A 17,209-nucleotide genomic window follows, 5' to 3' on the forward strand; every position below is an offset into this window, starting at 1 on the left:
GGGCTCAGGCCTGGCCGTCCAGCGCGGCGGTGGACAGCAGGTACAGGCACAGCTGCTGGTAGGAGATGCCGGCGGCGCGGGCCGACATCGGCACCAGCGAGTGCCCGGTCATGCCGGGCGAGGTGTTCATCTCCAGCAGGTAGGGCTGGCGGTCGCTGGCGCGGATCATCAGGTCGGCGCGGCCCCAGCCGCGGCAGCCCAGTGCCCGGTAGGCGGCGACGACGAGGCGCTGGATTTCACGCTCTTCGTCGGGGGGCAGGCCGCTGGGACACAGGTACGAAGTGTCGTCGGTGAAGTACTTGTTCTGGTAGTCGTACTTGCCCTCGGGGGCGACGATGCGTACCACAGGCAGGGCCCGCGCCGTGGCCCCATGGCCGATGACCGGGCAGGTGACTTCGTCGCCATCGATGAACTGCTCGCACAGCACGTCGGCATCGTGGCCGGTGGCCAGCTGCACCGCTTCGGCCATGTTGCTGTAGCCCATGACCTTGGTGATGCCGATGGACGAGCCCTCGCGCGGCGGCTTGACGATCAGCGGCAGGCCCAGTTCATCCGGCACGGTGCGCAGCCGCTCGCGCGACTGGTCCTGCGCCGACAGCCACACCCAGCGGGGCGTGGGCAGCTGCTCGGCCAGCCACACCCGCTTGGTCATGGTCTTGTCCATGGCGATGGCGCTGGCCATCACGCCCGAGCCGGTGTAGGGCAGGCCCATCAGCTCCAGCGCGCCCTGCACCGTGCCGTCTTCGCCATGGCGGCCATGCAGCGCGATGAAGACGCGGGCGAAGCCCTCGCGCTTCAGGTCCGACAGGTCACGCTGCGCCGGGTCGAAGGCCTGGGCGTCCACGCCCTCGGCCTGCAAGGCGGCCAGCACGCCGTTGCCGCTCATCAGCGAGATCTCGCGCTCGGCGCTGCGGCCGCCCATCAGCACCGCCGTCTTGCCCAGGGCGCGGGCGTCGATGGCGGGCAGCTGGAAGGTGGTCGGGTTGCTCATGCCATCTCCCCCAGGAACTTCTCCACCACCTTGGCCGGCACTGCGCCGATGGTGCCGGCGCCCATGGCGATCACCACATCGCCGGCACGGCTGTGCGCGACGATGGCGTCCGGCAGGTCGGCCACGTTGTCGACGAACACCGGATCGACCTTGCCGGCCACCCGCAGCGCGCGGCTCAGCGCCCGGCCATCGGCGGCGACGATCGGTGCCTCGCCGGCGGCATACACCTCGGTCAGCAGCACCGCGTCGGCGCGGCCCATCACCTTGACGAAATCCTCGAAGCAGTCCCGCGTGCGGGTGTAGCGGTGCGGCTGGAAGGCCAGCACCAGGCGCCGGCCGGGGAAGGCGCCGCGCGCCGCGGCGATGACCGCGGCCATCTCCACCGGGTGGTGGCCGTAGTCGTCGATCAGCGTGAACTCGCCACCGTCGCTGCTGGGCAGCTCGCCATAGCGCTGGAAGCGCCGGCCCACGCCGGTGAACTCGGCCAGCGCCTTGACGATGGGCGCGTCGGGCAGCTCCAGCTCGGTGGCCACGGCGATGGCCGCCAGCGCATTGCACACGTTGTGCTCGCCGGGCAGGTTCAGCGTGATCTGCAGATCGGGCAGCACCACGCCGTTGCGGCGCTGGCAGGTGAAGCGCATCTGCCCGCCGGGCAGGGCTTCCACGTTGACGGCGCGCACCTGCACGTCGTCACCCAGGCCGTAGGTGACGATGGGGCGCGAGACCATCGGCAGGATGCTGCGCACGCCGGGGTCGTCGCCGCAGACGATTGCCGCGCCGTAGAACGGCATGCGGTGCAGGAAGTCGACGAAGGCCGCCTTCAGCCGGGCGAAGTCATGCCCGTAGGTGTCCATGTGGTCGGCGTCGATGTTGGTGACCACCGCCATGATCGGCAGCAGGTTCAGGAACGACGCATCGCTCTCGTCGGCCTCGACCACGATGTAGTCGCCCGAGCCCAGGCGGGAATTGGCACCGGCCGAGTTGAGCTTGCCGCCGATGACGAAGGTGGGATCCACGCCCGCCTCGGCCAGCACGCTGGTGACCAGGCTGGTGGTGGTGGTCTTGCCGTGGGTGCCGGCGATGGCGATGCCGCTCTTCAGCCGCATCAGCTCGGCCAGCATCACCGCGCGCGGCACCACCGGGATGCGCTTGTTGCGGGCGGCGATCACCTCGGGGTTGTCGCCCTTCACCGCGGTGCTGGTGACGATGGCCTCGGCACCGGCGATGTGCGCGGCATCGTGGCCCACGAAGACACGGATACCGAGCTCGGCCAGCCGGCGCGCAGTGGCGCTGTCGCTCTGGTCGCTGCCCGAGACGGTGTAGCCCAGGTTGTGCAGGATCTCGGCGATGCCGCTCATGCCGGCGCCACCGACGCCCACGAAGTGGATGTGCTTGACGGCGTGTTTCATCGCTTGTTCACCAACTTGTCGAGTTCGTCGGCCACGCGGGCGGCCGCCTGTGGCCGCGCCAGCGCGCGGGCCTGCTCGGCCATGGCCAGCAGGGCAGGACGCGTCAGCGCTTGCAATTGGGAGGCCAGGCTGGCCGGCGTCAGCGTGGCCTGGTCGATGTGCAGCGCGGCACCGTGGCCGGCCATGTGGCGGGCGTTGTCGCGCTGGTGGGCGGTGGTGCTGACCACCAGCGGCACCAGCAGGCTGGGAACGCCGGCGGCGCACAGCTCGCTGACCGTCACCGCGCCGGCACGGCACACGATCACATCGCAATCGGCCAGCTGCTGCGCCATGTCGTCGATGAACGGCCGCACATCAGCGGCGATGCCGGCGGCGGCATAGGCGCTGCGCACCGCATCCAGCTGGGCCTTGCCGGTCTGGTGCAGCACCTGCGGACGGGCCTCGGCCGGCATCAGCGCCAGCGCGGCCGGCAGGGTCTGGTTCAGCACCTGGGCACCCAGGCTGCCGCCCACCACCAGCAGGCGCAGCGGGCCGCTGCGGCCGGCGTAGCGCGCCGCCGGTGCCGGCAGGGCCTCGATCTCGGCGCGCACCGGGTTGCCGGTGACCAGGCCGTTCTTCACCCGGGCCGCCGGGCCGTCGAAGCCGAAGGCCACGCGGTCGGCCACCGGCAGCAAGGCCTTGTTGCTCAGCAGCAGGCCGGCATCGGCATTGACCAGCATCAGCGGCTTGCCCAGCAGGCTGGCCATCATGCCGCCGGGAAAGCAGACATAGCCGCCCATGCCCAGCACCGCGCTGGCGCTGCGCCGGCGCAGGATGCGCGCCGCATCCCAGAAGGCCTTGAGCAGGCGCAGCCCGCCGGTGGCCGTGTGCAGCAGGCCCTTGCCGCGCAGGCCGGAGAACGCCAGCACGTCCAGCGGGATCTGCGTGGGCGGCACCAGGGTGTTCTCCATGCCGGTGGCGGTGCCCAGCCAGCTGACCGTCCAGCCACGCTTCTGCACCTCGCGGGCCACCGCGATGCCGGGGATGATGTGGCCACCGGTGCCGGCCGCCATGATGACGAGATGGGGCATCACTCCCTGCCCCCCCGCATCAAGCTGCGGTTCTCGATGTCCACCCGCACCACGATGGCCAGTGCCACCAGGTTCATCAGGATGGCCGAGCCGCCGTAGCTCAGCAGCGGCAGGGTCAGGCCCTTGGTGGGCAGCGCGCCCAGGTTCACGCCCATGTTGATCAGCGTCTGGCCGCCGATCCAGATGCCGATGCCCTGCACCATCAGGCCGGCGAACACGCGGTCGAGCACCACCGCCTGGCGGCCGATGACGAAGATGCGGCGGGTCAGCCAGAAGAAGGCCAGGATCACGCAGGCGACGCCGATGAAGCCCAGCTCCTCACCGATGACCGCCAGCAGGAAGTCGGTGTGGGCCTCGGGAAGGTAGTGCAGCTTCTCGACGCTGCCACCCAGGCCCTGGCCGGTCAGCTCGCCACGGCCGAATGCGATCAGCGAATGGCTGAGCTGGTAACCCTTGCCGGCCGAGTACTGCGGATCGAACGGGTCGGTGAAGGCCAGTGCCCGCTGCAGCCGCCACGGGTTGGTGACGATCATCATCACCATCGCGCCCAGCAGCATGGCCACGCTGACGGCGAACATGCGGCCGTTCACCCCGCCCAGGAACAGGATGCCCAGCGCCACCGCGGCGATCACCACGAAAGCGCCCATGTCGGGCTCGGCCAGCAGCAGCACGCCGATCACCGCCAGCGCCACCGCCATCGGCCACACCGCCTTCAGGAAGCGTTCCTTCACTTCCATCTTGCGCACCATGTAGCTGGCGGCATACATGGCCATGGCCAGCTTGGCCAGCTCGCTGGGCTGGAAGTTCATCACCCCCAGCGGCAGCCAGCGGCGCGCGCCGTTCACGCCCTTGCCCAGGCCGGGGATCAGCACCAGCACCAGCAGCACCAGGCTGGCGACGAACAGCCAGGGCGCCGCCCGCTCCCACAGCTTGATCGGCAGCTGCACCACCACCAGCGCGGCGACGAAGGCGATCGCCAGCGACAGCGCATGCCGGCTGAGGAAGAAGGTGGGGCTGTAGAGCTTGTACTTGGGGCTGTCGGGCAGGGCCACGCTGGCCGAATAGACCATCACCAGGCCCAGCGACAGCAGGGCCACGATGCACCACACCAGCGCGCTGTCGAAGCCCAAGATGCGCGGCGCCTGGCTGCCGCCGGCGGGGCCGGTCCAGTCGCGGATCGGCAGGTCCTCGCCGTCGGCGGCGCCGCGCTTCAGGCGCTTGAGCCAGGCCAGCGGCTGCAGGCGTTGCACCAGGCTGCTCATGCCAGCGCCTCCCCACGGTCGGCCGCGATGCCCTGCACCGCAGCCACGAAGACGTCGGCCCGGTGGCCGTAGTTGCGGAACATGTCCAGGCTGGCGCAGGCCGGGCTCAGCAGCACCGCATCACCCACCCGGGCTTGCTGGAAGCACCAGGCCACAGCCGCCTCCAGGCTGTCATGGCGCTGCTGCGGCACCGCGGCGGCGCCGGCATCGGCGGCCAGCGCGGCGGCGATGGCATCGGCATCGCGGCCGATCAGCGCCACCGCACGGGCATGGCGGGCCACCGGTGCGGCCAACGGGCTGAAATCCTGGCCCTTGCCGTCGCCACCCAGGATGACCACCAGCCTGGCCGGCGCCTTGTCGGCACCCAGGCCGATCAGCGCGGCCACGGTGGCACCGACATTCGTGCCCTTGCTGTCGTCGAAGGCCTCGATGCCGCCGATGGTGGCGATGTACTCCACCCGGTGCGGCTCGCCGGCGTAGTCACGCAGGCCGTGCAGCAGCTGGGCCAGCGGGCAGCCGATGGCGGTGGCCAGGGCCAGCGCGGCCAAGGCATTGGCGGCGTTGTGGCGGCCGCGCACCCGCAGCGCGTCGGCCGGCATCAGGCGCTGCAGGTGGATCTCTTCGTCCTCGTCCTTGCGGCGCTTCAGAGTTTCATCGACCTCGCGGGCGCGCACCAACCAGGCCATGCCGTTCTCGACCACCAGGCCGAAGTCGCCCGGTCGCTGCGGCGCGTCCAGGCCGAAGCGCACCAGCTTCGGGCCGGTGGCCTTGGCCGGCTTGCCGCGCCCGCCCTTGACCAGCACCGGCGCCGGCACCAGGGCCTCCACGCGGGCGTCGTCGCGGTTCAGCACCCAGGTGGTGCCAGTGCCGAAGATGCGGGCCTTGGCCGCCGCATAGGCGTCCATGGTGCCGTGCCAGTCCAGGTGGTCCTGGGTGATGTTGAGCACCGTCGCGGCGCTGGGCTGGAAGCCCTGCACGCCGTCGAGCTGGAAGCTGGAGAGCTCCAGCACCCAGACCTGGGGCAGGTGGACAAACACCGGCGCGGCCGGCGGTGGCGGGGCCAGCTGCAGCGGGGCGTCATCGGCGGTGTCGTCCGGCTCGGCGGCGTTCACGGCATCCGCCGCTTCCACCAGGCCGACGTCGGGTGCGGCGGCGGTGTCAACGTCAGCGGGTTCGGTCACGGCAGCCGGCGCAGCCTCGGCCGGCGGCACGCTGGCCTCCAGGTCCAGCGCCGCGGCCAGCGTGTCCAGCATGGTCGGGCCGATGTTGCCGGCCGCGGCCACCCGCAGGCCGCAGCGGGCCACCAGCAGCGCGCACATCGCGGTGGTGGTGGTCTTGCCGTTGGTGCCGGTGATGGCCAGCAGCTTGGGCGCATAACCGCGGTCGGCCTGCAGATCGGCCAGCGCGCGGGCGAACAGGTCAAGCTCGCCGCCCACCGCGATGCCGGTGGCCCGGGCCGCCGCCAGCAGCGGAGCGATGCGGTCATCCTGCGGTGCCAGGCCGGGGCTCTTCAGCACCATCTGGATGCCGGCCAGGGCATCGGCCGACAGCGCGCCGCTGCGCAGCGTGGCGCCCGGCGCGGCGGCGGCCAGCGCGGCGGCCTGCGGCGGGTTCTCGCGTGAATCCCACACCTGCACCTGCGCACCCTGGCGGGCGCACCAGCGCGCCATCGCCAGGCCGGAGTCACCCAGGCCCAGCACCAGCACGTTCAGGTTGGCGAGGTGGTTCATCGTCGGTTCAGCGCAGCTTGAGCGTCGCCAGGCCCACCAGGCACAGCAGCATGGTGATGATCCAGAAGCGGATGACGACCTGGGTCTCGGTCCAGCCGCTCTTCTCGAAGTGGTGGTGCAGCGGCGCCATCTTCAGGATGCGCCGGCCCTCGCCGTACTTCTTCTTGGTGTACTTGAACCAGCTGACCTGCAGCATCACGCTCAGCACCTCGGCCACGAACACCGCGCCCATGATCCCCAGCACGATCTCCTGCCGGGTGATGATGGCGATGGTGCCCAGCGCGCCGCCCAGGGCCAGCGCGCCCACGTCGCCCATGAACACCTGCGCCGGGTGGGCGTTGAACCACAGGAAGGCCAGGCCCGCACCGGCCAGCGCACCGCAGAAGATCAGCAGCTCGCCCGCACCCGGGATGTAGGGGAACAGCAGGTACTTGCTGTAGACCGAGTTGCCGACGATGTAGGCGAAGATGCCCAGCGCCGAACCCACCAGCACCACCGGCATGATCGCCAGGCCGTCCAGCCCGTCGGTGAAGTTCACCGCATTGCTGGCGCCCACCATCACGAAGTAGCTCATCGCGATGAAGCCGAACACGCCCAGCGGGTAGCTCACCGTCTTGAAGAACGGCAGCATCAGGTCGGCCCGCGGCGGCAGCTCGGCGGTGAAGCCGCTCTGCACCCAGTTGACGAACAGCTCCAGCACCTTCTGGTTGTTGGATTCGCTGACGGCGAACGCCAGGTAGGCCGCGGCCACCAGGCCGATCAGCGACTGCCAGAAGAACTTCTCCCGCGAGCGCATGCCCTCGGGGTTCTTGTCGACCACCTTGCGCCAGTCGTCCACCCAGCCCACGGCACCGAAGCCGAAGGTCACCAGCATCACCACCCAGACGAAGCGGTTGCTCCAGTCGAACCACAGCAGCGTGGCCACGCCGATGCCCAGCAGGATCAGCACGCCGCCCATGGTGGGCGTGCCGCGCTTGGCCAGGTGGCTCTGCACGCCGTACTCGCGGATCGGCTGGCCGATCTTCAGTTCGGTGAGCTTGCGGATCACCCACGGGCCCAGGCCCAGGCCGATCAGCAGTGCCGTCATCGCCGACATCACGGCGCGGAATGTCAGGTACTGGAAGACGCGCAGGAAGCCCCATTCGGGGTTCTGCGCCAGCAGCCATTGGCTGAGGGTCAGCAGCATGCGGCACCTCCGGCGGGTGCGGCCTGGGCCGCGGCCTGCAGCGCGGCCACCACGGTGGGCATGCGCATGAATTTCGATCCTTTCACCAGCACCGCGCCGCAGGCGGGTGCCTCACCCAATGCGGCGATGACCGCCGGCGCATCGGCAAAGTGGCGGGCGCCGGCACCGTAGGCGCGGGCAGCGTCGATGCAGGCGGTACCTGCCGTCCAGAACTGTTCGATGCCAGCGGAGCGCGCGTAGGCGCCCACCTCGGCATGGAAGGCCGGACCCTGGTCGCCCACCTCACCCATGTCGCCCAGCACCAGCCAGCGCGGCGCCGGCAGCGTGGCCAGCACATCGATGGCGGCCCGCACCGAATCGGGGTTGGCGTTGTAGCTGTCGTCCACCAGCGTCACCGACCGGCCGGCCCACTGCAGCGGCAACAGCCGCGAGCGACCGGCCACCGGCCGGAAGGCGCCCAGGCCCTGCACCACCGCGGCCAGCGGCACGCCGGCGGCCAGGGCGCTGGTGGCGGCCGCCAGCGCGTTGTGCAGGTTGTGGCGGCCGGGGATGTGCAGCTGCAACGTGGCGGCGCCGGCCGGCGTGCGGATGGCGAACTGCCAGTGGCCGCCCTCGGCATCGGCCACCCAGACCGCGGGCGAGCGCGCATCCGGCGTCACGTCGGCCGGGCCCTGCATCGCGAACGTGGCCTGGCGGCGGCTGCCGGCCAGCGACCGCCAGACGCCGGCATGGGCATCGTCGGCCGGGAACACCGCCACGCCGTCGGCCGGCAGCGCGCTGATGGCGGTGCCGTTCTCCTGCGCCACCGCTTCCACCGTGGCCATGAACTCCTGGTGTTCACGCTGGGCGTTGTTGACCAGGGCCACGGTGGGCCGGGCGATGGCCGACAGCAGCGCCATCTCGCCCGGGTGGTTCATGCCCAGCTCGAAGGCGGCGATGCGGTGGGCGCCGGCGCCGCTGGGGTGCAGGCGCAGCACCTGCAGCGGCAGGCCGATGTGGTTGTTGTAGTTGCCGGCGGTGGCCAGGCCCTGGGCGCCGGCATGGGCCTGCAGGATGGCGGCCAGCATCTGGGTGACGGTGGTCTTGCCGTTGCTGCCGGCCACGGCGATCACCGGGCCGCCGAAGCGCTGGCGCCAGCCGGCGGCCATCTGCTGCAGCGCGGCCAGGCTGTCGGCCACCTGCAGGCCGGCCAGGCCAGCGTCGGCGATGCCCTGCTCGGCCAGCACCGCGGCGGCACCGGCGGCACGGGCCTGCGGCAGGAAGGCATGGGCATCGAACACCTCGCCGCGCAGCGCCACGAACAGGTCGCCCGGGCGCAGGGTGCGGGTGTCGCTGTGCACCCGCAGGAGGGGCGTGGCCGGGTCACCCAGCAGGGTGGCGCCGGGCAGCAGCGCGGCAGCGTCGGCCAGGGTCATCAAGGGCTGGCTCATGCGGCGCTCCGCGTGCTCAAGGCCTGGGCGGCCACCGCACTGTCCAGGAAGGGCCGCTTGCTGCCGGCCACCTCCTGGTAGTCCTCATGGCCCTTGCCGGCCAGCAGCACCACATCGGCCGGCGCGGCCTGCTGCACGGCCTGGGCGATGGCGACGGCACGGTCTTCGATCACGGCAGCCGGCTCGGCGTGCAGGCCGGCGCGGATCTGCGCCAGGATGGCCAGCGGGTCTTCATGGCGCGGGTTGTCGCTGGTCAGCACCACCCGGTCGGCCAGGCGCTCGGCGATGGCGCCCATCAGCGGGCGCTTGGTGGCATCGCGGTTGCCGCCGCAGCCGAACACGCACCACAGTTGGCCACCGCGGGCGGCGGCCAGCGGGCGCAGCGCGCCCAGGGCCTTGTCCAGCGCATCGGGCGTGTGGGCATAGTCGACCACCACCTCGGGCTGGCCGGCCGTGCCCGGCACGCGGTCCATGCGGCCGGGCACCGGCGTCAGGCGCGGCACCACCGCGGCCGCATCGGCCAGCGACACGCCCAGCGCCCGCACCGCGCCCAGCACGCCCAGCAGGTTGCTGGCGTTGTAGTCGCCGATCAGCCGGCTGCGCACCGGCACGCGGGCCTCGCCTTCGGCCAGGGTGAAGCACAGGCCGTCGGCGGTGTAGCCCAGGTCCAGCGCGCGCAGCCGGGCGGGCTGGTGCACCGACACCGTCCACAGGTCCAGCGGGGTGCCGGCCAGGTCGGCGGCGAGTGCGGCGCCCTGCGGGTCGTCGGTGTTGACCACCGCTACCTGCAGGCCCGACCAGGCGAACAGCGCCCGCTTGGCCGCCCAGTAGGCGTCCATGCTGCCGTGGTAGTCCAGGTGGTCGCGGGTGAAGTTGGTGAACTGGGCGACGCGGATGGCCGTGCCGGCCAGGCGCTGCTCGGCGATGCCGATCGACGAGGCCTCGATGGCGCAGGCGGCGTAGCCGCCATCGGCCATGGCGCGGAAGCCGGCCTGCAGCGTCACCGGGTCGGGCGTGGTCAGGCCGGTGAAGGTGATGCTGCCGGCGTCGCCATCCAGCGGCGGCTGCCCAATCCCGAGGGTGCCCACCACGCCGCAGCGCCGGCCCAGCGCGGTCAGGGCCTGTGCCGTCCACCAGGCGGTGCTGCTCTTGCCATTGGTGCCGGTGGCGGCGACCACGTCCAGCGCCTCGGCCGGCCGGCCGAACCAGGCCGCGGCCAGCGGGCCGGTGGCGGCCTTCAGGCCCGGCAGCGCGGCGATGCGGTCGTCAGCGAAGCCGAAAGCCTCGGCACCCTCGGCCTCGACCAGGCAGGCGGCCGCGCCACTGGCCAGGGCCGTGGCCACGTACTGCCGGCCATCGTTGGCGGCACCGGGCCAGGCGATGAAGGCATCGCCCGGGCCCACGCGCCGGCTGTCGGTGCGCAGCCGCGGCGCGCCCTGGGGCTGCACGCGGGCAGCCAGCCAGGCCGTGGCGTCAGCGACGGATGACAGGGTCTGCACCATCACCTCAGAAGCTTTCCGGCGCATCGGGCACGGCCTTGGCCACCACCCGCGGCTTGACGTCCAGGTCGGGCGGCACGCCCAGGGTGCGCAGGGTCTGCTGCACCACCTGGCTGAACACCGGCGCAGCCACGGCGCCGCCGTAGTACTTGCCGTTGCTGGGCTCGTCGACCATCACCGCCACCACGATGCGCGGCTTGTCGATCGGCGCCAGGCCGACGAACCAGCTGCGGTACTTGTTGCTGGCGTAGCCCTTGCCTTCCTGCTTGTGGGCGGTGCCGCTCTTGCCGCCCACCGAATAGCCGATGGTCTGCGCCAGCGTGCCGGTGCCGCCGGGGGCGGCCGCCATCTGCAGCATGGTGCGGATCTCGCGCGCCGTCTCCGGCGAGATGACGCGGATGCCCGAGACCGGCTGCTCCTGGCGCAGCATGGTGATGGGGATCACCTCGCCGTCGCGGGCGAAGGTGGTGTAGGCCCGGGCGATCTGCAGCAGCGAGGCCGACAGGCCGTAGCCGTAGGACATGGTGGCCTGCTCGATCGGCCGCCAGGTCTTGTACGGGCGCAGCCGGCCGCTGACCGCGCCGGGGAAGCTGATCTGCGGCTTCTGGCCGTAGCCGACGCTGGCGTACAGCTCCCACAGCTCGCGCGGCTGCATCTGCATGGCCATGCGCACCGTGCCGATGTTGCTGCTCTTCTGGATCACCTCGCGCACGCTCAGCGTGCCGTAGTGGTGGGCGTCCTTGATGGCGATGCCGCTGACCACCACGCTGCCGGCGCTGGCGTTGATCGGCGTCTCGGGCTTGACCTTGCCGGTCTCCAGCGCCCAGGCCACGACGAAGGGCTTCATCGTCGAGCCGGGCTCGAAGATGTCGGTCAGGGCGCGGTTGCGCAGCTGCTCGCCGGTGCGCTTGCCGCGCTCGCCGGGGTCGTAGCTGGGGTAGTTGGCCAGCGCCAGGATCTCGCCGGTCTGCACGTCCAGCACCACCACGCTGCCGGCCTTGGCCTTGTGCTCGGCCACTGCCTCGCGCACCCGCTGGTAGGCGAAGAACTGCACCTTGGCATCGACCGACAGCGCGATGTCGCTGCCGTCGGCCGGCTCGACATGGGTGCCCATGTCCTCGATCACCCGGCCCAGGCGGTCCTTGACCACGCCGCGGGTGCCGTTGCGGCCCTGCAGCTGGCGCTGGAACGCCAGCTCCACGCCCTCCTGGCCTTGGTCTTCCAGGTTGGTGAAACCCACCACGTGGGCCGCCGATTCGCCCTCGGGGTAGCGGCGGCGGAACTCGCGGCTCTGGTAGACGCCCTTGATGCCCAGCTTGGCGATCTGGTCCCAGGTGGGGGTGTCGACCTGGCGCTTGAGCCAGGCGAAGCTGGCGCTGCCGCTGGCCAGACGCTGGTTCAGCTCGGCATCGTCCATGCCCAGCAGCCTGGCCAGCTGGCGGCGCTGCTCGGGCGTGGCCTTCAGGTCCTTGGGGATGGCCCAGACGCTGGGCACCGGCACGCTGGTGGCCAGCAGCTGGCCGCTGCGGTCGAGCACCCGGCCGCGGGTGGCCGGCACCTCCAGGCTGTGGGCGTAGCGCTTCTCGCCTTCCTTCTGGAAATACTCGGGCTTGACCAACTGGATCTGCGCGGCGCGCAGCAGCAGGCCGGCAAAACCCAGCGCCACCGCGGCCACCAGGAAGCGGCTGCGCCAGTTGGGCGTCTTGCTGGCCAGCAGCGGGCTGGTGGCGTAGTTGACGCCGCGCACGGCGGTGGGGGTCAGCAGCTTCTTCATGGCCGGGCTCCCGAGGCGGCCACCAGGCCGCCCGCCGTGGCAGCCGGCGACGAGGCCGGCGCGCTTTCGTACATGGTGACGGCCGGCGTGGCGGTGGTCATCTTCAGCCGTTCACGCGCGCTCTTGTCCACCCGCTGGTTGGTGGCCTGCAACTCGCGCTCGGCCTCCAGGCGCTTGTGCTCGCCCTGCAGGCGCCCGGCCTCCACATCGGCGCGGTGGTCGGCGGTGAACAGGCGGCGGGCGTCGTAGGCGGTCTTCACCAGCACCAGGGCACTGGCGATCACCGCGATCAGCAGCAGGACATTCAACTTCGTCATGCCGCCACCACCGAGCGTTCGGCCACCCGCAGCGTGGCCGAGCGGGCGCGCGGGTTGGCGCGCACCTCGTCGGCACCGGGCCTGATGCGGCCCAGGGCCAGCAGCTTCATCGCCTTGGGCGCGGCATACATCGCCGGCGAATGGCGGTCGACCACTTCCTTGCTCTCGCGGGCGATGAAGGTCTTGACGATGCGGTCTTCCAGCGAATGGAAGCTGATCACCGCCAGCCGGCCGCCCGGCGCCAGCAGCGCCAGCGCGGCGCTCAGCCCCTTCTCAAGCTCCGTGAGCTCACCGTTGACGAGAATCCGAAGAGCTTGAAATGTCCGCGTTGCAGGGTCCTGGCCCGGCTCGCGGGTCTTGACCGCACGAGCCACGACCTGGGCAAGTTCGGCTGTTGTTCGAACAGGGGTCCCGCCGTCCCGGCGAGCAACAAGCGCCTTTGCAATCGGAACAGCAAACCGTTCTTCGCCATAGTCACGAATCACCTCCGCGATGCGGCGCTCGTCGGCGCCGGCCAGGAATTCCGCGGCGGTCGTGCCACGGGTCGTGTCCATGCGCATGTCCAGCGGCGCATCGAACCGGAAACTGAAGCCCCGCGCGGGGTTGTCGATCTGCGGCGAGCTCACGCCCAGGTCCAGCAGCACGCCATCCACCTGGCCGATGCCGCGTGCGGCCAGCACCGGCGCCATGTCGGCGAAGCTCTCGTGCGCGATGGCAAAGCGCGGGTCATCGGCCGCCAGGGCCTGGCCCACGGCCACCGCCTCGGGGTCCTTGTCGAAGCCGATCAGCCGGCCGGCCGGGCCCAGGCGCGCCAGCAGCGCGCGGCTGTGGCCACCGCGGCCGAAGGTGCCGTCGACATAGGTGCCCTCAGGCCGGATGGCGACCGCATCGACCGCCTCGACCAGCAGGACCGTGGTGTGCTGCCAGGCAGCAGGGGTGGCGGCCATCAGAAGACAAAGCTCTTGATGGCGTCGGGCATCGGCCCGGCCATGACCGTCGCCTGGTGCGCCGCATAGCGCGCCGGGTCCCACAGCTCCAGCCGCTGGCCCATGCCCATCAGCAGCACGTCCTTGTCGAGCCCGGCCATGGCGCGCAGCTCGGGCGGCACCAGCACGCGGAAGGCGGAATCCATCTCCACGTCGGCCGCGCTGCCCACGAAGAAGCGGCGCCAGCCGTCGGCTTCCATCGGCAGCGTCAGCAGCCTGGCGCGGAATTCCTCCCAGGCCGGGCGGGGGAACACCAGCAGGCAGCCCGCCGGATGCTGGGTGAGGGTGAGCTGGTTGCCCGACAAGGCGGCCAGCGGGTCGCGATGGCGCGCAGGGACGGCCATCCGCCCCTTGCCATCGAGCGACAACGCCGCAGTCCCTTGAAAGACGATTCCAGCCACTTTGCCCCACCAAATCCCACCGAACTCCACTTTAGCGCAGAAATCAGGGGATTCACAGACTCGTCACTGGAAAAATCAATCAAATCAACTACTTACAGTCCAATGCTCAAGATGGCTGGATACAAAATCCGTTTCAAAATAGGGACTTGCGAGGGCTTGTGAAAGCGGTGGTTGAAATGGTGGAGGCGGCTTGGCAGGCACCGGCCGGGCGGCGGGTGTGCAGATTGTCACGGACGCCGGCCTCCAGTCCGGCGCGCAACGGCCGAGCCGGACGACAAAAAGCCCGCCGCGGCCAGGCCGGGGCGGGCGCGCCGCACTGGCGTTGCAGCGTCAGTTGCTCTGCTTGATCAGCCGGCCGGCGGCCTGCTGCACCGGCCGCGCGTTCATCGGGTAGAGCTTCGAGAACACGCCGATCTGGTCCTGCGCCACCGTCACCGGCTGCTGCAGCACCAGCCACAGCACGCCCTCGCTGCACGGCGGCGTGGTCAGCGAGCCCATGTAGGTGAAGTAGCGGCGGTCGGCCGGCAGCAGGTGGTTCATGTCGATGTCACCGCGCACGCTGACCTCGGTGCCCTTTTCCAGCGGCAGGTTGTTCCACACCGTCTGGATCAGCGGCTGGGCCTGGCCGCCGCGGTCCAGCAGCACCGCCACCACGGCCAGGCGGCCCTCGGGGCTCTTGTGCACCAGGTGGGCCACCATGTCGAACTGGCGGCCGTTGATGCGCTCTTCCGACGGCCGGTGGAAGTGGAACTGCACCAGGTCGAAACGCTGGCCCTGCACCTCGATGGCATTGCCGCCGGCCACGTTGACCTGGATGGTGTGGCCGTTGTCGATGACGCCGAACGGCGACGGCCGGTAGTCGAACTGGATCGGCTCCAGGTCCACCTTCACGCCGCTGCGGATGTCGATCGGGCTCTGGCGGCTGCCCTTGGCGCAGGTGGCGAACTCGGGCTTGAGCTGGCCCCACTGCTCGGGGCCGCCTTCGCCGCCGTAGCTCCAGTGCGCGGCATGCGGGTTGGGCACCTGGCCGGCGGCGGCCTTGGCCGCACGCAGCCGCGCCACCTTGGCCGGCGTGCCGCCATGGGCATCGGCCTTGCCTTCGGCATGGGCGGCGGCGGTGCCGGGCGCCGGCTCGGCATTGGCCTTGGACACCACCCGCACCACATACGGCGTGGGTGCCTCGGGCGCCTTCACCGCGCCCAGCCGGGTGGCCAGCTTCTCGCGCAGGGCGTCCATCGGGTCGGCCGACGCGGTGGCGGCGGGCTTGCCGGGCTCGGCCGCCGCGGCCTTGGCGGGCGGCTTGGCGGCTGCGGGCCTGGCCGCAGCCGGCGCGGGCCCATGGCCATCCGAGGCCCAAGCCGGTGCCGACAGGCACAGCGCGGCGGCCAGGGCCAGCAGGCCGGTGGCCAGGGGGCGGGACGGAACAGGGCGGCGGACGGTGTGGGGCATGGCGGGCACTCGCGACAGGTGTGGGGGTGGCGCACGAGCCCCACCCCATTCCCAGCGCTATCGGCCTGCCGGGCCGCTTCTTGAGATCAGGCGGGCACGCGCTGGATGAACAACCAAGCCACCAGGCCCACCAGCATCAGCGCCAGCGAGGCCAGCGCCAGCCCCAGCGTGGAATGCATGACCAGCGGCGCCACCACGCCGGCCACCAGACCGTTGGCGGCGCTGCCCACGCAGGCCTGCAGGCTGCTGGCCATGCCGCGCCGCTCGGGCGCCAGGTCCAGCACCATCAGCGTGACCACCGGCACCATCAGCGCCCAGCCGAAGGCAAACACCGACACCGGGATCAGCGCCCAGGCGGGGTGCGGCGCCAGCGTGGCGTTCAGTGCCACATTGACCAGCGAGCAGGCCAGCATGATGGCAAAGCCCCAGCGGATCTGCCGCCGCGGTGGCCAGCGCCCGGCCAGGCGGCCGCTGACGGCGGCACCGGCCATGATGCCGCCGATGCTGAGCAGGAAGAACCAGAAGAACTGCGTGGGCGCCAGCTGCAGGTGGGTGCCCAGCCATTCCGGCGCCGACAGCACGTACAGGAACATGCCGTTGAACGGCACACCGCTGGCCAGCACCAGCAGGCCGAAGCGCGGATTGCGCACCAGCGCGCCGTAGGCCCGCAGCAGCGGCCCGGGCGCGAACGACTGGCGGGCCGAGACATGCAGCGTCTCGGGCAGCCAGCGTGCGGCCAGCACCAGCAGCAGCAGGCCCACGCCCACCAGCAGCCAGAAGATCGCATGCCAGTCGGCGGCCACGAACAGCAGGCCGCCCAGCACCGGCGCGATCGCCGGCGCCACGCCGAAGAAGATGGTCACCTGCGACATCACCCGCTGGGCGTCGGCCGGCGGGAACATGTCGCGGATGATGGCCCGCGAGACCACCACGCCGGCGCCGGCCGACAGGCCCTGCAGTGCGCGGAAGGCCACCAGCTGGGCGATGCTCTGGCTCAGCGCGCAGCCCAGCGAGCCCAGCGTGAACACCGCCAGCCCCCACAGCACCACCGGCCGGCGGCCGAAGCGGTCGGACAGCGCACCGTGGAACAGGTTCATCAGCGCAAAGCCGAACAGGTAGGCCGACAGTGTCTGCTGCATCTGCGCCGGCGTGGCCTGCAGCGAGCGCGCGATGCCGGAGAACGCCGGCAGGTAGGTGTCGATCGAGAACGGCCCCAGCGTGCCCAGGGCAGCCAGCAGCGCGGCCAGCACCCATTGCGGGTGCGGCCAGAGGGTCTTGGCGTCGGGATTCAAGCGTGGCTCACAGCAAAAAGGACAGCCGGCAGCCCGATGGGGCTGCCGGCCAGGATTAGTGTGAAGCGAGCCGATAGGCCGGATTCTGTGCAGCGCCGGCGCCCCTTGCGGAGCGCCGACGCCGTGACCGCCATTCCTCTGGGCCGGGGGTCGCCCCACCGGCTCGGTGCCACCTACCCGCACACTCCCCGAGCCGGATCAACGTGTGCCTATTCGGTGTTGCTGCGCGTAGAGATTGCCCGTTTCACCCGAACTGAATCGGCTCGTCTCTGTTGCTCTGATCCTCACCTCACGGTGGGCAGCCGTTAACTGCTACGCCGCTCTGTGCAGTCCGGACCTTCCTCCAGGGCCACCTTTCGGTGCTTGCCCCAGCGGCGGTCTGGCTTGCTTCACCATGCGATTATCGCGGCAGG

14 protein-coding genes and 1 other RNA gene are annotated in these 17,209 nt (G+C 71.1%); all 15 read right to left on the reverse strand.

Annotated elements, in window-relative coordinates; all coding sequences use genetic code 11:
- Positions 1-4 precede the first annotated feature (4 nt).
- Positions 5-991, reverse strand: a complete 987-nt coding sequence (locus tag FFT10_RS15840; protein ID WP_137733823.1) for a D-alanine--D-alanine ligase — start codon at positions 989-991, stop codon at positions 5-7.
- Positions 988-2,400 carry a UDP-N-acetylmuramate--L-alanine ligase gene (gene murC, locus FFT10_RS15845; RefSeq protein WP_137733824.1) on the reverse strand — a complete coding sequence of 471 codons (1,413 nt, stop codon included), beginning with the start codon at positions 2,398-2,400 and terminating at the stop codon, positions 988-990. Before murC ends, FFT10_RS15840 begins: the two co-directional genes overlap by 4 nt.
- Positions 2,397-3,470, reverse strand: a complete 1,074-nt coding sequence (gene murG, locus FFT10_RS15850; protein WP_137733825.1) for an undecaprenyldiphospho-muramoylpentapeptide beta-N-acetylglucosaminyltransferase — start codon at positions 3,468-3,470, stop codon at positions 2,397-2,399. Before murG ends, murC begins: the two co-directional genes overlap by 4 nt.
- Positions 3,470-4,732, reverse strand: a complete 1,263-nt coding sequence (gene ftsW / locus FFT10_RS15855) for a putative lipid II flippase FtsW (RefSeq protein WP_137733826.1) — start codon at positions 4,730-4,732, stop codon at positions 3,470-3,472. Before ftsW ends, murG begins: the two co-directional genes overlap by 1 nt.
- A complete protein-coding gene (gene murD, locus FFT10_RS15860; RefSeq protein ID WP_137733827.1) occupies positions 4,729-6,462 on the reverse strand; it encodes a UDP-N-acetylmuramoyl-L-alanine--D-glutamate ligase in 1,734 nt (577 codons plus the stop codon). The genes ftsW and murD overlap by 4 nt, the downstream gene beginning before the upstream one ends.
- 7 nt (positions 6,463-6,469) lie before the next feature.
- Positions 6,470-7,648 (reverse strand): phospho-N-acetylmuramoyl-pentapeptide-transferase, encoded by a 1,179-nt coding sequence (gene mraY / locus FFT10_RS15865; RefSeq protein ID WP_137733828.1) that lies wholly within the window; start codon positions 7,646-7,648, stop codon positions 6,470-6,472.
- Positions 7,639-9,078, reverse strand: coding sequence for a UDP-N-acetylmuramoyl-tripeptide--D-alanyl-D-alanine ligase (locus tag FFT10_RS15870; protein WP_137733829.1), 1,440 nt, complete (start codon positions 9,076-9,078; stop codon positions 7,639-7,641). The genes mraY and FFT10_RS15870 overlap by 10 nt, the downstream gene beginning before the upstream one ends.
- The gene (locus FFT10_RS15875; protein WP_137733830.1) at positions 9,075-10,580 is read right to left on the reverse strand and encodes a UDP-N-acetylmuramoyl-L-alanyl-D-glutamate--2,6-diaminopimelate ligase; all 1,506 of its coding nucleotides are present in this window, start codon (positions 10,578-10,580) and stop codon (positions 9,075-9,077) included. The genes FFT10_RS15870 and FFT10_RS15875 overlap by 4 nt, the downstream gene beginning before the upstream one ends.
- A 4-nt stretch (positions 10,581-10,584) precedes the next feature.
- Positions 10,585-12,351, reverse strand: a complete 1,767-nt coding sequence (locus FFT10_RS15880) for a peptidoglycan D,D-transpeptidase FtsI family protein (protein ID WP_137733831.1) — start codon at positions 12,349-12,351, stop codon at positions 10,585-10,587.
- Entirely contained in the window at positions 12,348-12,668 is a 321-nt protein-coding gene (ftsL, locus tag FFT10_RS15885; protein WP_137733832.1) for a cell division protein FtsL, read from the reverse strand. Before ftsL ends, FFT10_RS15880 begins: the two co-directional genes overlap by 4 nt.
- On the reverse strand, positions 12,665-13,615 hold the full coding sequence (rsmH, locus tag FFT10_RS15890; RefSeq protein ID WP_137733833.1) for a 16S rRNA (cytosine(1402)-N(4))-methyltransferase RsmH: 951 nt from the start codon (positions 13,613-13,615) through the stop codon (positions 12,665-12,667). Before rsmH ends, ftsL begins: the two co-directional genes overlap by 4 nt.
- Positions 13,615-14,085, reverse strand: a complete 471-nt coding sequence (locus FFT10_RS15895; RefSeq protein WP_505891287.1) for a division/cell wall cluster transcriptional repressor MraZ — start codon at positions 14,083-14,085, stop codon at positions 13,615-13,617. The genes rsmH and FFT10_RS15895 overlap by 1 nt, the downstream gene beginning before the upstream one ends.
- Positions 14,086-14,385: 300 nt before the next feature.
- Positions 14,386-15,504: a carbonic anhydrase gene (locus FFT10_RS15900; protein ID WP_137733834.1), complete on the reverse strand. Its 1,119-nt coding sequence runs from the start codon at positions 15,502-15,504 to the stop codon at positions 14,386-14,388.
- An 86-nt stretch (positions 15,505-15,590) separates the two neighbouring features.
- Positions 15,591-16,796, reverse strand: a complete 1,206-nt coding sequence (locus FFT10_RS15905) for a multidrug effflux MFS transporter (protein WP_137733835.1) — start codon at positions 16,794-16,796, stop codon at positions 15,591-15,593.
- A 58-nt stretch (positions 16,797-16,854) separates the two neighbouring features.
- An RNA gene (gene rnpB, locus FFT10_RS15910) (RNase P RNA component class A) lies at positions 16,855-17,187 on the reverse strand.
- Positions 17,188-17,209 lie beyond the last annotated feature (22 nt).

It is taken from the genome of Pseudaquabacterium pictum (assembly GCF_005403045.1).
Taxonomy (GTDB): Bacteria; Pseudomonadota; Gammaproteobacteria; order Burkholderiales; family Burkholderiaceae_C; genus Pseudaquabacterium; species Pseudaquabacterium pictum.